This is a genomic window from Bradyrhizobium sp. 45 (assembly GCF_023073155.1).
Lineage (GTDB): Bacteria > Pseudomonadota > Alphaproteobacteria > Rhizobiales > Xanthobacteraceae > Bradyrhizobium > Bradyrhizobium canariense_D.
The window spans coordinates 459,425-471,914 of record NZ_JADPIX010000154.1; the positions used below are offsets into that span (position 1 = coordinate 459,425).

General features: G+C 64.7%; 15 protein-coding genes and 1 pseudogene. 8 read left to right on the forward strand and 8 right to left on the reverse strand.

The window, feature by feature from the left end; genetic code table 11:
* Positions 1 to 69: 69 nt before the first annotated feature.
* Positions 70 to 510: a DUF1810 domain-containing protein gene (locus tag IVB42_RS39355; RefSeq protein WP_018454555.1), complete on the reverse strand. Its 441-nt coding sequence runs from the start codon at positions 508 to 510 to the stop codon at positions 70 to 72.
* Positions 511 to 722: 212 nt separating this feature from the next.
* Here IVB42_RS39355 and IVB42_RS39360 point away from each other — a divergent pair, with 212 nt between their 5' ends.
* The 3 genes and pseudogenes from IVB42_RS39360 to IVB42_RS39370 all read left to right on the forward strand — a co-directional run bounded on the left by IVB42_RS39360 (position 723) and on the right by IVB42_RS39370 (position 3,254).
* On the forward strand, positions 723 to 1,673 hold the full coding sequence (locus IVB42_RS39360) for a DUF2778 domain-containing protein (protein WP_085354381.1): 951 nt from the start codon (positions 723 to 725) through the stop codon (positions 1,671 to 1,673).
* 79 nt (positions 1,674 to 1,752) lie between these two features.
* Positions 1,753 to 2,010, forward strand: coding sequence for a hypothetical protein (locus IVB42_RS39365; RefSeq protein ID WP_247395248.1), 258 nt, complete (start codon positions 1,753 to 1,755; stop codon positions 2,008 to 2,010).
* Positions 2,011 to 2,164: 154 nt separating this feature from the next.
* Positions 2,165 to 3,254 (forward strand): annotated as a pseudogene (locus tag IVB42_RS39370) (substrate-binding domain-containing protein).
* A gap of 155 nt (positions 3,255 to 3,409) precedes the next feature.
* On the opposite strand, the gene IVB42_RS39375 reads toward IVB42_RS39370, so the two are convergent.
* The 6 genes from IVB42_RS39375 to IVB42_RS39400 form a co-directional block, all read right to left on the reverse strand.
* A complete protein-coding gene (locus IVB42_RS39375) occupies positions 3,410 to 4,192 on the reverse strand; it encodes an ABC transporter ATP-binding protein (protein WP_018454552.1) in 783 nt (260 codons plus the stop codon).
* Positions 4,180 to 5,235 (reverse strand): dihydrodipicolinate synthase family protein, encoded by a 1,056-nt coding sequence (locus tag IVB42_RS39380; RefSeq protein WP_247394912.1) that lies wholly within the window; start codon positions 5,233 to 5,235, stop codon positions 4,180 to 4,182. Before IVB42_RS39380 ends, IVB42_RS39375 begins: the two co-directional genes overlap by 13 nt.
* A 6-nt stretch (positions 5,236 to 5,241) precedes the next feature.
* Complete coding sequence (locus IVB42_RS39385; protein WP_247395246.1) at positions 5,242 to 6,063, reverse strand: GNAT family N-acetyltransferase; 822 nt, start codon at positions 6,061 to 6,063, stop codon at positions 5,242 to 5,244.
* Entirely contained in the window at positions 6,050 to 7,087 is a 1,038-nt protein-coding gene (locus IVB42_RS39390) for an NAD(P)-dependent oxidoreductase (protein WP_247395245.1), read from the reverse strand. The genes IVB42_RS39385 and IVB42_RS39390 overlap by 14 nt, the downstream gene beginning before the upstream one ends.
* Before the next feature lie 18 nt (positions 7,088 to 7,105).
* Positions 7,106 to 7,876, reverse strand: a complete 771-nt coding sequence (locus IVB42_RS39395) for an ABC transporter permease (RefSeq protein WP_026232760.1) — start codon at positions 7,874 to 7,876, stop codon at positions 7,106 to 7,108.
* 84 nt (positions 7,877 to 7,960) lie between these two features.
* Positions 7,961 to 8,608 (reverse strand): TetR/AcrR family transcriptional regulator, encoded by a 648-nt coding sequence (locus tag IVB42_RS39400; RefSeq protein ID WP_018454547.1) that lies wholly within the window; start codon positions 8,606 to 8,608, stop codon positions 7,961 to 7,963.
* A gap of 100 nt (positions 8,609 to 8,708) precedes the next feature.
* Between IVB42_RS39400 and IVB42_RS39405 the strand changes: the two genes are divergently transcribed.
* The 5 genes from IVB42_RS39405 to IVB42_RS39425 all read left to right on the forward strand — a co-directional run bounded on the left by IVB42_RS39405 (position 8,709) and on the right by IVB42_RS39425 (position 12,170).
* On the forward strand, positions 8,709 to 9,725 hold the full coding sequence (locus IVB42_RS39405) for an ABC transporter substrate-binding protein (RefSeq protein ID WP_247395244.1): 1,017 nt from the start codon (positions 8,709 to 8,711) through the stop codon (positions 9,723 to 9,725).
* A gap of 272 nt (positions 9,726 to 9,997) precedes the next feature.
* The gene (gene minC / locus IVB42_RS39410; RefSeq protein ID WP_247395243.1) at positions 9,998 to 10,696 is read left to right on the forward strand and encodes a septum site-determining protein MinC; all 699 of its coding nucleotides are present in this window, start codon (positions 9,998 to 10,000) and stop codon (positions 10,694 to 10,696) included.
* Positions 10,697 to 10,715: 19 nt separating this feature from the next.
* Positions 10,716 to 11,531, forward strand: a complete 816-nt coding sequence (gene minD / locus IVB42_RS39415; protein ID WP_007591740.1) for a septum site-determining protein MinD — start codon at positions 10,716 to 10,718, stop codon at positions 11,529 to 11,531.
* Positions 11,528 to 11,809: a cell division topological specificity factor MinE gene (minE, locus tag IVB42_RS39420; protein ID WP_007591739.1), complete on the forward strand. Its 282-nt coding sequence runs from the start codon at positions 11,528 to 11,530 to the stop codon at positions 11,807 to 11,809. Before minD ends, minE begins: the two co-directional genes overlap by 4 nt.
* Positions 11,810 to 11,984: 175 nt before the next feature.
* Positions 11,985 to 12,170: a hypothetical protein gene (locus tag IVB42_RS39425; protein WP_018454544.1), complete on the forward strand. Its 186-nt coding sequence runs from the start codon at positions 11,985 to 11,987 to the stop codon at positions 12,168 to 12,170.
* A 13-nt stretch (positions 12,171 to 12,183) separates the two neighbouring features.
* Here the strand turns inward: IVB42_RS39425 and IVB42_RS39430 are convergent, their stop codons facing one another.
* Entirely contained in the window at positions 12,184 to 12,435 is a 252-nt protein-coding gene (locus IVB42_RS39430) for a hypothetical protein (RefSeq protein WP_018454543.1), read from the reverse strand.
* Between the last annotated feature and the right edge of the window lie 55 nt (positions 12,436 to 12,490).

Consider the following 12,490-nt stretch of genomic DNA (forward strand, 5'->3'; position numbering starts at 1 on the left):
GCGCGGGAAATTATTTGCACGGACAATAGGCAGGCGATGTTAATCCCGGGTTTACGCTGGTGGCTGCGGTCACTTGGGCTGTCGGTCAAGGGCCGCGAGGATATCGAGCGTTGCCTGATCGCGCTTGTCCGAAAAATACCGGGCGAGCGCCTCGTCGAAAACGGGCTCATCGGACACCGCGTCGAACAGCGTCATCGACGAGCGGAATTTGGCATCATCGGGCGCGCCGAGGATGGCGTTGATGGTCCGGCCCTCGACGGCGAGCACGAGCCGCGTGCATTCGATCAGGCGCGGACCGAGGATGGGGTGGGCGAGATAGGCCTGGGCCTCGGCGCGGGAGGTGATGGCGTAGCGCTGGGACATGGCGCTGAAGCCGAGACCGGCGACCTGCGGGAAGACGAACCACATCCAGTGGCTCTGCTTTCGGCCCCGGGTCAGCTCCCCCTGGACGTCGCCATAGACCGGGTCCTGGGCCCGGACAAAGCGCTCTAGATCGAACGGATCGGTCATAAGATACCTTGGGATACCCTGGAATGGCTTGCCGGGGCCCTTGCCGGCCGCGATTATGCCTAACTTTTGGCTCCCAATGTGGTAGCTGGTAGAGAATCTCCGGGTGGGGGTGGGTCCCCTCGGGGGTCGATTTTGGGGATCTGATGGTTTCCGACCGGGCACGAGCCGAGGGGCTATTGTCGCGCCGCCGTATTGGGCGAGCCGAGACGATATTGCTGTCTCTGGCCGCCGTCGCGCTGGCACTGGGCGCTGCCGCCTGGGTCGCGGATATCGGCGGTTCGGCCTCGCTGGTCACCGCCGCACTGCCGCCGGCCAATGCGCCTTCGTTCGATGATCGATTCGCTTCGGCTTCCAGCAGTCCGCCCGCCCGCGAGCTCGGCCTGCGAACGCTGGAGCGCTCCGCGGTCAATGCAGTCCAGCTCAAATTGCGCGATGCCAAGGCGATGCTCGCCCAGAAGCTCCAGGGCGACGACTGGCGCTCGACCCTGACCGATGACGACCGGCATATGTCCGAGGAGACGAGACAATCGCAGCGTGCTGACGCCATCCCGATGCCGCGCTCGCGCCCGCCCCAGGCGGACATCTCCGCCCAGATTGCCTCGAGCCAGGCTTATGCCGAGACCAACCCCCGGGTCGACAACCGCAATTTCTTCGAAAAATTCACCGACAAGATCAGGCTGGCCTCGCTGACGCCCGACAGCGGCCTGTTCGGCAAGGCGCCGGATCTCGCCGCGCTTGGCTACGATTCGCGCACCGCGGTCTACGACATCTCGGCCAAGGCGCTTTACCTGCCGAGCGGCATCGCGCTGGAAGCGCATTCCGGCATGGGCGCGCTGATGGACGACCCGGAGCACGTCGACCAGCGCATGGTTGGCGCGACCCCGCCTGCGACCTACGACCTGAAGCCGCGCGAAAAACTGTTTCACGGCGTCCGCGCACTGCGCTTGACGCCCGCCGAGGGCACCAGCGCGCTCGGCCGCGTCGGCCTGCTCACCCACAATTACATGCTCGGGCCTCGTGGCGACTCCAACGGCTGCGTTTCGATCAAGGACTATGATCGATTCATGAAAGCCTACGACAACGGTGAGTTCAACCGTCTGGTCGTGGTGCCGAGGCTGACCCCATCGGCGACCGCCTCGCAGCGCGCGAGCACCGAGTCCTGATATCTGCTCCGGATATTGGCCTGCTACGGCGGGGCTGCCGTTTTCCTTTCGTTAAGCCGTCATCGTCCAGAAGCAGCCCATGAGTGATCCGCAAAGTTCCGAGACCCCGCTGCGCACGACGTTCAAGATCAAGCTGAACGGCGACACGCTGGCGATCGCGACCGTCGGCCAGGCCTATCAATTCCTCACCAATTTCAAATCGGTCGAGTGGATGGAATTCCGCTCGCTGCATGAAGACGCGGTCGCGGCGCTCGAAGGTGCCGCCGAGAACGGCATGCTCGTGGTGCAGGCGACCAACGCCGTGCGCGCGCTGTTTGTGAGCGCCAAGCTGCTCTGAGAGCGACACGGGAAATTTGGGAAGATTCCCGGATTGCGCCGCGCTCCATCCGGGCTACCGCTCACTAGTTGAACTCCGCTATAGCAACAGGCCATGGTCTGCGAAGATCGCGCTCAAGCCGATACGTTGAAACATAGTTCAGGGAGAGACCATCATGAAACGCCGTACATTCCTCAAGGGCGGCGCGGTTGCCGGCGCGACGACGCTGGTTGCCGCACCTGCGATCGCGCAAAGCGCGCCCGAGATCAAATGGCGCCTGACCTCGAGCTTCCCGAAGTCGCTGGACACTATCTACGGCACCGCTCAGACTTTTGCGAAATATGTTGCCGAGTCCACCGACAACAAATTCCAGATCCAGACCTTCGCGGCCGGCGAGCTCGTTCCCGGCCTGCAGGCGCTCGATGCGGTCAGCACCGCTTCTGTCGACATGGCGCAGACCCCGCTCTATTTCTACATCGGCAAGGAGCCGGCGCTGGCCTATGCCACCGGCGCGCCGTTCGGCATGAACCATCGCCATCAGGAATCCTGGTGGCATTTCGGCGGCGGCGCCGACCTCACCAACGAGGCGCTGAAGCCGTTCAAGGCGCACGCCATCCTCTGCGGCAATTCCGGCACCCAGATGGGCGGCTGGTTCCGCAAGGAGATCAAGACCGTCGACGATCTCAAGGGCCTGAAATTCCGCATCGCCGGCATGGGTGGTCATGTGCTGGCGCGGCTCGGCGTGGTCCCGCAGCAGATCGCGGGCGGCGACATCTATCCGGCGCTGGAGAAGGGCACGATCGACGCAGTCGAATTCGTCGGCCCCTATGACGACGAGAAGCTCGGCTTCCAGAAGGTCGCCAAATATTACTACTTCCCCGGCTGGTGAAGGCGGCGCCATGCTGCACATGATCGTCAACGACGAGAAGTGGGCTTCGCTGCCGAAGCAGTACCAGGCGATCGTCAACCAGGCCGCGTCGGCCGCGGGCGCCTGGATGCTCGAGAAATACGACAGCGTGAATCCGGCGGCGCTGAAGCGGCTGATCGCCAATGGCGCGGAGCTGAAGGCGTTTCCGCAGCCGGTGCTGGAGGCTTGCTACACCGCGACCCAGGACCATCTGAACGAGCTCGCCACCAAGAGCGACCTGTTCAAGCGCACCAAGGAAAGCCACGACGCCTATATGAAGGAGCTGCTGTTCTACACGCAGATCGCGGAGAATTTTTACGACAATTATCTGCTCGGCAAGATGCGCAACAAGGCTTGATCGCGCAAACTCCCGTAGGGTGGGCAAAGGCGCACTTGCGCCGTGCCCACCACTGCTTGCTTGCCTCGCCATGGTGGGCACGCTTCCTCCTTCGCTCTTCGAGCTACGGCGGACAAGTCGCTTTGCCCACCCTACAGCATCTATCGTGCGGTGAATTAAGCCGCGCCCAAACCCAGCTTCTCGTAAATCCGCCGCGCATAGGCGCCGAACGCGTCCGTCGTTTTCAGCGGCAGAGCCCGTGGGAAGGGCAGGTCGATGGGGAAATAATCGGCCATCTTCGCAGGTCCGGCCGTCAGCACGGCGCAGTGCGAGGACAGGAACACGGCCTCCTGGATCGAGTGCGTGATGAAGATGATGGTCTTGCCGCTCTCGCGCCAGATCCGCAGCATCTCCAGATTCATCTGCTCGCGCGTCAAGGCGTCGAGCGCGCCGAACGGCTCGTCCATCAGGATCAGTTTCGGGTCGTGAATGAAGGCGCGCGCGATGGCGGTGCGCTGCTGCATGCCGCCGGACAGCTCGCGCGGATATTTCTGCTCGTAGCCGGCAAGACCCACCAGATTGAGCAGATCGCGCGCCCGCTCGCGCGCGGCCTTCATCGGAAGACCGACGATCTCTGCCGGCAGCAGCACGTTGTCCAGGATGGTCCGCCATTTCAGCAGCAACGCCTGCTGGAACACCATGCCAATGTCGCGGGTCGGATCGAACGGGCTTTTGGCGTTGCCGATCTTCACCGTGCCGCCGTCGGCGTCGTGCAAGCCGGCCAAAATCTTCATCACGGTGGTCTTGCCGCAGCCGGACGGGCCGACCAGCGAGACCAGCTCACCCTCCTGCACGTCCATGGTGACGTCGGACACCGCGAGGAATTCGGCGCCGCCGCTGCGATAGACCTTGCGGACGCCGTGCAGGCTGATGAAGGGGCTTGAGCTCATGCCAGCCATTTATCCAAGTTTGCGGCCACGAACGCGTCGTCGCTGAGGTCGGAATGCTCGCGGTACACGCGCTCGATCTCGTCCTTCTGGCCGGGGCTCAGGCCCTCGTTCGGATCGAGGCACCACAGGCCCTGCATCAGGCCCTGCCGTCGCAGCACCTCATGGCAGCCGGCGATGCAGCCGTGAAAATCGTTGGCGACGTCGAAGAAGGCGCTGTTGCAATCGGTGACGCGGGCATCGAGCGCGAGCAAATCGGCCGGCACGCTGTCCTTGTGCCGTGCCGCTTTGCAGCGCTCGAACTGTTTGATCGCGCTCGCCGTCCACACCGACCAGTGGCCGAGCAGGCCGCCTTTGAAATAAGTGCGCGTGGTGACGCCGTTGTCGCGGAGGTCGAACGGCAGCATCAAATCGAGCAGGATGTGGTCATCATTGCCGGTATAGAGCGCAACGCGGTCGAGCGCGCCGGCTGCTGCGACGCCGCGCAAAACATCAAGGGTCCGGTAGCGGTTGAACGGCGCGATCTTGATCGCGATGACATTGTCGATCGAGGCAAAGCGCTGCCAGAACCGGCTCGACAGGACCACGCCGCCGACCGCCGGCTGAAGATAGAAGCCGACCAGCGGAATTTCGGCTGCGACCGCTGCGCAATGCGCGATGATCTCGTCCTCCGACGCGCCCTTCATCGCAGCGAGACTGAGGAGCCCTGCGTGATAGCCGATGTCGCGCGCGGTGCGGGCTTCAGCGGTGGCCTGCCTAGTCGGACCGGCGAGGCCCGCGACCAGCGCCAGCGGACGCTTGGTCCAGTTCGCCGCCGTCTCGGCGGCGAGTTCGAGCACGGGACGATAGAGGCCGACGTCACGGATCGCGAACTGCGTGGTGTGCACGCCGACCGCAAGGCCGCCGGAGCCGGCGTCGATGTAATAGCGCGTCAGCGCGCGCTGATGCTTTTTGTCGAGCTGGCGTTCGGCGGTGAGCGCGAGGGGATGCGCCGGCAGGACGGTGCCGTCGGCGATCAGCTTGCGGATCTCGCTGTTGATCTGGCTGTGGTGCATGATGTCCTATCCGAATTCAGGGCCGGCGACGGCGAATGGCATGTCTTCCCCTGCGGCAGTGGCGGGGCCGAACCGCATGCGCTGGAACGGCCGTTCGATGCTCCAGCCCGATGCGGTCAATGCTTCAGGGAACGCGGCGTGCGACGCGACGGCATCGAGCAGCAGCGGCCCGGTCTCCAATCGCGCGATTACCTCGACCAGGGTCAGCGCGGCTGCGGTGTCGTCGGCAAACAGCGGGCCGATATGGCGCGCGGTACGTCCGTCGCGCACCAACGCGATGGCGCCGTTCGCGGCGACGATGCGCGAGCCGGAACGCTGCGCGAAGTTGGAGAGCAGGGCGGTTCGATCGAGGCCCGTGGCGCGCCGGTCGCGCGCGCGGAGCGCGTCGAGCGTCGCGGATGAAGGTGCCTGCCCGGACGCGGATGCCGATTTCACCAGCTTGAGCCGGCGCAATTGCAGGGTCGGCGTGAACCCGAGCGGCCCATAGACGGCAGCACCGTCCGGGGTTGCGTCGAGCCAGCTCGTCAGGCCGCGTTTGCGCGCCATCGCCAGGCAGGCATCGACGAGCCGCGTGGCGAGACCGCGCCGGCGATGGCTTGCCGTCACCAGCACCATGCTGATCCAGGCGTTGTCGCCCGGGTAGGGCAGGAGCGCCGCGGTCGCGACCAGTTGCGCGCCATCACGGATGCCGAACGCGACGCCGTCGCTCAAGAAAAACCGCCAGTCGTCTTCATTCTGGTTCCAGTGCGCCTCTGTCGAGAGCGCGAGGCCCGCCGCAGCATCCTCGACGCCAAGCCGGATGATGCGCGGATCGTCAGTAGCGTCCATCGCGCACCTCGTATTTGGTGGGCTTGCCGAGGCTCGGCATGGCGCGCGACACCCAATCCGCCGTCCAGGCGATCAGCTGCTCGGTGTCGACGACCGGCAGGCCGAAAAGCTCGACTGCCTTGGACGTGTCGGTCAGCCACGCGGTCGGCTCTTCGTTTCCTGTCAGCACCGGCATACGGCCGAACCTGGCGCCGAATCTTGCTGCGAGGTCGCGCACCGCCAAAATCTCGTGGCCGCTGACATTGATCGGCGAGGTCGGCGCTGTGCAATGCGCGAGGCAGCGCAGCGCCTGCGATGAGGCATCGCCCTGCCAGATGAAATTGACATGACCGATGCTGAGGTCGATCGGCGTGCCCGTGAGCACTTTCAAGGCGATGTCGTGCAGCACGCCATAGCGCATGTCGATCGCGTAGTTGAGGCGGAATAGCCGCCCGGGCGTTCCGAACTTGCGCGAAAAATACTCGAACATGCGCTCGCGGCCCACGCAGGACTGGGCGTACTCGCCGGGCGGGTTCGGCGCCATGTCCTCGCCCGATCCTTTGCCGTCGACGGGGACGAACGGATAGATGCAGCCGGTCGAGAACGCCACGATCCGCGACGAGGGGAAGGCCTGCGCGATCAGTGCCGGCACGTGCGCATTCATCGCCCAGGTCAGCGAGAGATCGCCCTCAGCGCCGAATTTGCGGCCGGCCATGAAGACAATGTTGGGCGCCTTCGGCAGCGCCTGAATCGCGGTCTCGTCCATTAGGTCGCAATTGATAGTCTCGACGCCACGCGCGTGCAGCCAGTCCTTGACGCCGGCGTCGCTGAAGCGGGCGACGCCGATGACACGGCGATCGGGCGCTGCGGCCTTGGCAAGCCCCGCCAGCGTCGGCCCCATCTTGCCGGCGACGCCGAGGATCATGATGTCGCCGTCGACCGGGGCGAGGTCGTCGATCAATGCCTGGGTCGGCCGGCACAGGAGATCGTCGAGCGCAGCGATATCAGGGATGGTCTTCGGCAGGTTCTGGCGGGTGAGGAGCATGGTTTTGGTCCTTGATCTTCAAGTTTGTCTTGCGTCGCCGACGACGAAGATGCGTTCGAGGACGAGCACGAAGCCGTAAAGCGCGACGCCGAGCAGGGTGAGCAGCACGACGGCCATCACCATCGCGGGCGTGTCGAGCGACGACTGCACCTGGATCATGAGGTAGCCGAGCCCGCGCTCGGAGGCGATGAACTCGCCGACTATGGCGCCGGCGACCGCGAGGATGGCGCCGACCTTCATTCCGGAGAAGATGTAAGGCAGCGATCCCGGCAGCTGGATCTTGCGGAACAGCGTCCAGCGCGAGCCGCGCAGCGATTTGACGAGGTCGAGCAGATCCGGCTCGACCTCGCGCAAGCCCCGCGCGGTGGTGAGCAGGATCGGGAAGAAGCAGATGCTGAAGGCGATCAGGATGTTCGGCACGATGCCGTAGGAGAACCAGACGATGAGGAGCGGACCGAGCGCGACCTTCGGGATCATGTTCAGCGTCACGAACAGCGGCAGCAGCACGAGGCTGATCAGCGGCGCCCAGCTGAAGATGACGGCCAGCGTCACGCCGACGAAGGCGCCGAGCGCAAAGCCGCCGAGGATCTCGATCGCCGTCACCAGCGTATTGGCGCCCCAGGCGTAGCTCGCGGTTCCCAGCGTCTGGATTGTCGCGAGCGGCGAGGGCAGGATGAACTTCGGGACGTGGAAGGCATCGACCAGCACCTGCCAGAGCACCAGCACGGCGAAGTGCACGATCAGGACGATCGCAAAGCTGCGCGTATTGCGGGCGCCGTCTCCTGTCACCGGTTGCTCCCTGTTGTCAGCGGCCACCTTGCCGCTGGTCGCAAGCCTAGCCGTCCCGGAGGGAAGTTTCAACCAGTTGGTTGATTATGGCCGGAGCGAATGCAGCACGAGATCGGCGACGTGCCGGCGGCGGGCGCGGCGCGCGGCCCGGCTCGACAGGTCCTTGCCGAAGATCGCCGACAGCGTCGGCGTGTTGGAGAGATAGAAATAGCTGAGGCCCGCGATGGAGATATAGAGCTGGATCGGGTCGATCCCCTTGCGGAACATGCCGGCGCGGACGCCTTCGTGAAGGATGTGGGACACGCTCTTCACCAGCGGCGAATGCATCGCCTCCAGCCGCGTCGAGCCGCGGACGTGGCGGGCACCGCCGCGGTTCTCGTCGTTCAGAAGCACGATGAAATCGGGGTTCGTCGCGAGGTAATCGAACGAGGCCTCGATCAGTTTCCGGATCGCCTTTCCCGGCGGCAGGCCTTCGAGATTGAGCTGACGTTCCTGCTCGCGGATATCGGCGTAAACCCATTCGAGCACGGCGAGATAGAGCGCGTCCTTGTCGCCGAAATAATGGTAGACGAGCTGCTTGTTGACACCGGCGCGCTCTGCGATCTCGTCGACGCGGGCGCCGGCAAAGCCGTGCCGGGCGAACTCCTCGCGCGCCGCGGTGAGCAGCTTCTTGCGTGTGGCGACCGGGTCGCGCCGCTGCGGCACGGTGTCGCCTGAACGTTTTGCGGGCATTTCCAACCAAACAGTTGACAAGTTGAGGGCGGCCTTGTTGCATTGGTATCCTCACGGGGGGAGAGCGACAAGCCGGTCGCGGGCAACGAGGAGAGATGCGATGAAGCGTTTGCAGGCGGCGGGCTCGGCCCTGGCTGTGGCCCTGATGCTCGGATCACCAGTCGTGCCCGCGAACGCGGGCGAGGCGGTCAATCTGATCCTGAACTGGGCGCCGACGGCCGATCACTCGCCCTATTATTACGCCAAGGCGCAAGGCTGGTACGAGAAAGCGGGCATCGATCTGACCATCGAGGTCGGCAAGGGCTCCGGCGTCTCCGCCGCCAAGGTCGGCTCCGGCGGCTCGCCCTTCGGCGTCGCCGATCTCGCCACCATGCTGGTGGCGAAGAGCAAGGGGGCTGACGCTGTTGCCGTGATGAGCGTCTACGCCAACACCGGCCAGACCTTCTACTGGTTGAAGAGCTACGGCGTGAACGGGGTGAAGGATTTTGCCGGCCACAAGATCGGCAATCCGCCCGGGGACGCCTCGCGTGTGATGTGGCCGGCCTTCGCCAAGGCTGCAGGGCTTGCGCCCGACTCCGTCGGCTTCGTCAATGTCGGGCCGACGGCGAAGATCGCCGCGCTCAAGAGCCATACGGTCGACATCATCAGCGACTTCTACAACGAGCACGATTTGAAGGTGATCGAGTTCGGAAGCGATCTCGGCTACGTCAATTGGAAGGACATCGGGCTCAATCCTTACGGCAATTCGCTGATCGTCAACGGCGGCTATTTGCAGAAGAACCCGAAGCTGGTCGAGGAGTTCGTGCGGGTCACGCAAAAGGCCTTCGCGACTTGCGTCGCCGACGCCGCGCCCTGCCTGAAGGCGCTGCTCGATCAGGTCTCCGGTCTCGACAAGGAGAACCAGGAGCGCCAGTGGGAGCGCATCAAGTTCCTGATGACGGACGAATTCACGACGACGAAGGCACTCGGCTGGATCGACGGCGAGCGGATGAAGAAGGACTACGATCTGGTCCAGACCTATCTCGGCATGGAGAAGCCGTTCGACGTCACGACGGCGTTCACGACCAAGATGCTGGACCTCGCCATCAAGATGGATGCGAGCAAGGTGAAGAAGTAGGGGGCTGGTCGCCGCGCCGGCCCCACATTCCGCTGTCATGCCCCGGCTTGACCGGGGCATCCAGTACGCCGCAGCCTTTCGGCTGACCCGCAACCGTCTCGGAGTACTGGATCGCCCGCCTTTGCGGGCGATGACCGTTGTGCGGGGCGAGAGCGCCTGCTCAACGCCCTTGGTGCGCTTCCATGCCACGTAACCCACGGAGAAATTAACCGGCCATTAACCATATCGGCGGCATCGTTAACCATTCAATAACAGGGAACGAGTCGGCCGCTATGGAGGCTGCAGTAAAACCTCAACGCCAAATGGTTCGCCTGCGCGGGCGCTCCTATGTGGCCTTCGTCTTCGTGCCGACGGTTCCCATCCAGGACTGGCTGCAGGAGATCGACACCACCATCGCGCGCTCGCCGGGCTTCTTCGCCGGCCGCCCCGTGGTGATCGACCTGTCCTCGGTCGATCTCAGCCAGTCCGGCATCGGCCATCTGCTCACCAGCCTTCAGGACCGCAACATCCGCGTGCTCGGGATCGAGGGCGTGGAGGAGGGCCGGTTGACCCCCATGATGCCGCCGCTGCTTTCGGGCGGGCGCAGCTGCGTGGTCGAGCCGAGTGCGCCCAAGAAGGTCGAGGCAAAGGTCGAGACCAGGCCGACCTCGCTGCTGCTCGAGACCCCCGTGCGGTCGGGCCAGACCGTGATCTTCCCCGAAGGCGACGTCACCATTTTGGGTTCGGTCGGCTCCGGCGCCGAGGTCGTCGCCGGCGGCTCCATTCACATCTACGGCGCGCTGCGCGGCCGCGCCATGGCGGGCGTGAACGGTCACACGAGCGCGCGCATCTATTGTCAGAAGATCGAGGCCGAACTGCTTGCAATCGATGGTTTTTACCAGACCGCCGACGATATCGACGCGGCCCTGCGCGGCAAGCCGGCCCAGGCCTGGCTGCAGGGCAACACCATGCGAATTACTGCGCTGAACTGACCAGAAGGAGATTTGAGAGATGGCCAAGGTACTGGTCGTGACGTCAGGCAAGGGGGGCGTCGGAAAGACCACGACGACCGCCGCACTGGGGGCTGCGCTCGCGCAGCGCGGCGAAAAGGTCGTCGTCGTCGATTTCGACGTCGGCTTGCGCAACCTCGACCTCGTGATGGGCGCCGAACGTCGCGTCGTGTTCGACCTCATCAACGTGGTGCAGGGCGTCGCAAAGCTGCCGCAGGCCCTGATCAAGGACAAGCGGCTGGAGAACCTCTGGCTGCTGCCGGCCTCGCAAACCCGCGACAAGGACGCGCTGACCGAAGAGGGCGTGGGCAAGGTCATCGACGATCTGCGCAGCCGTTTCGACTGGGTGATCTGCGACAGTCCGGCCGGCATCGAGCGCGGCGCCTCCATGGCGATGCGCTTTGCCGACGAAGCCGTGATCGTCACCAATCCCGAAGTCTCCTCGGTGCGCGATTCCGATCGCATCATCGGCATGCTCGATTCCAAGACGGTGCGGGCCGAGAAGGGCGAGCGGGTCGAGAAGCACATTCTCATCACCCGCTATGATCCCTCGCGCGCCGCGCGCGGCGAGATGCTGACCATCGAGGACATCCTCGAAATTCTTGCAACACCTTTGCTCGGCATCATCCCCGAGAGCCAGGACGTGCTGCGCGCCTCCAACGTCGGCACGCCCGTGACGCTGTCGAACGCGGAAGGCGCCCCGGCGCGGGCCTATATCGATGCGGCGCGGCGGCTCTGCGGCGACACCGTGCCGATGCAGGTGCCGACCGAGCGCAAAGGCTTCATGGACCGCCTGCTGCGACGGAGGGCCGCATGAGCATGGGTCTGCTTCGGCTTCTCCGCGGCAACAAGGCCTCTGCACCCGTCGCGCGCGAACGGTTGCAGATCCTGCTTGCCCATGAACGCGGACTGCGCGGCCAGCCCGATCTGCTCGGTGTGCTGCGTGAGGAAATTCTCGCGGTCGTCTCCAGGCACGTCACGCTGGACCCGACCAAGGTCATTGTCCGGCTCGATCGCGGCGACGAGGTCTCGACCCTCGAGGTCGATATCGAGGTGCCCAACGATTTCGAGCGCAAGCGCGCGGCGGCCGGCTAGGGACCTCAGCCGCGACGCTTCAAATTGGGGTGGGTGAAAAGGCGGTCCGCTGGGCATAGCGGGCCGCCTTTTGCTTGCTGACGTGAACGCTACGGAACGAGGTCCGGGGCTCAATCGTTCTGAACAACCCGCGGCGGCGCGATGCACCGCGGTTTCGTCAAACGGGAGAACGCCCATGATGACCGAGGTCCAGGTCCACACCGTCGCGCGCCAGATGCTGGAACAGCATGGTTTTGCTGCGATCGCGAAGGCCGCCGAACAGGCCAGGGCTTGTGAGGGCCGCGGCGAGGCCGACGAGGCCAAAGAGTGGCGTCACATCGCGGACGCGATGAAGATCATCCGCGGTCCGCACCAGAGCTGACACTCCCCCGCGTTCAACGCTCCCCGCGGTCAGCGCCCTGCGGCGAGGTGCGATTCTGTGTCTGCGGCTGGGAGCGCTCGCCCGTCTCCTTGCAGGGGAGCGGCTCCCACGAGCCATCCGGCGCCTGCTGATAAGCGCTACACGACGAAGACGAGGTCGATTTGTCCTCGCCCTTCTGGGCATTGGAATTCTTCGCCAGCACGGGCGCAGTCAGCATCGGTGCGACGGCAAACGCGACCGCGAGAAGGACATGGTTGATCCGCATGGAGCTCCCCTGTTCGAGTTCGAAAGAGCCGCATGCTGGCGAGAAATGTGACGAT

What these genes read in the sequence shown, in the direction of transcription:
- IVB42_RS39405 (WP_247395244.1), top strand. Translation starts at nt 8,709, where the DNA reads ATGAAGCGTTTGCAGGCGGCGGGCTCGGCCCTGGCTGTGGCCCTGATG.
- IVB42_RS39400 (WP_018454547.1), bottom strand. Translation starts at nt 8,608, where the DNA reads ATGCCCGCAAAACGTTCAGGCGACACCGTGCCGCAGCGGCGCGACCCG.
- IVB42_RS39385 (WP_247395246.1), bottom strand. Translation starts at nt 6,063, where the DNA reads ATGGACGCTACTGACGATCCGCGCATCATCCGGCTTGGCGTCGAGGAT.
- IVB42_RS39380 (WP_247394912.1), bottom strand. Translation starts at nt 5,235, where the DNA reads ATGCACCACAGCCAGATCAACAGCGAGATCCGCAAGCTGATCGCCGAC.
- minD (WP_007591740.1), top strand. Translation starts at nt 10,716, where the DNA reads ATGGCCAAGGTACTGGTCGTGACGTCAGGCAAGGGGGGCGTCGGAAAG.
- minC (WP_247395243.1), top strand. Translation starts at nt 9,998, where the DNA reads ATGGAGGCTGCAGTAAAACCTCAACGCCAAATGGTTCGCCTGCGCGGG.
- minE (WP_007591739.1), top strand. Translation starts at nt 11,528, where the DNA reads ATGAGCATGGGTCTGCTTCGGCTTCTCCGCGGCAACAAGGCCTCTGCA.
- IVB42_RS39430 (WP_018454543.1), bottom strand. Translation starts at nt 12,435, where the DNA reads ATGCGGATCAACCATGTCCTTCTCGCGGTCGCGTTTGCCGTCGCACCG.
- IVB42_RS39375 (WP_018454552.1), bottom strand. Translation starts at nt 4,192, where the DNA reads ATGGCTGGCATGAGCTCAAGCCCCTTCATCAGCCTGCACGGCGTCCGC.
- IVB42_RS39355 (WP_018454555.1), bottom strand. Translation starts at nt 510, where the DNA reads ATGACCGATCCGTTCGATCTAGAGCGCTTTGTCCGGGCCCAGGACCCG.
- IVB42_RS39390 (WP_247395245.1), bottom strand. Translation starts at nt 7,087, where the DNA reads ATGCTCCTCACCCGCCAGAACCTGCCGAAGACCATCCCTGATATCGCT.
- IVB42_RS39365 (WP_247395248.1), top strand. Translation starts at nt 1,753, where the DNA reads ATGAGTGATCCGCAAAGTTCCGAGACCCCGCTGCGCACGACGTTCAAG.
- IVB42_RS39425 (WP_018454544.1), top strand. Translation starts at nt 11,985, where the DNA reads ATGATGACCGAGGTCCAGGTCCACACCGTCGCGCGCCAGATGCTGGAA.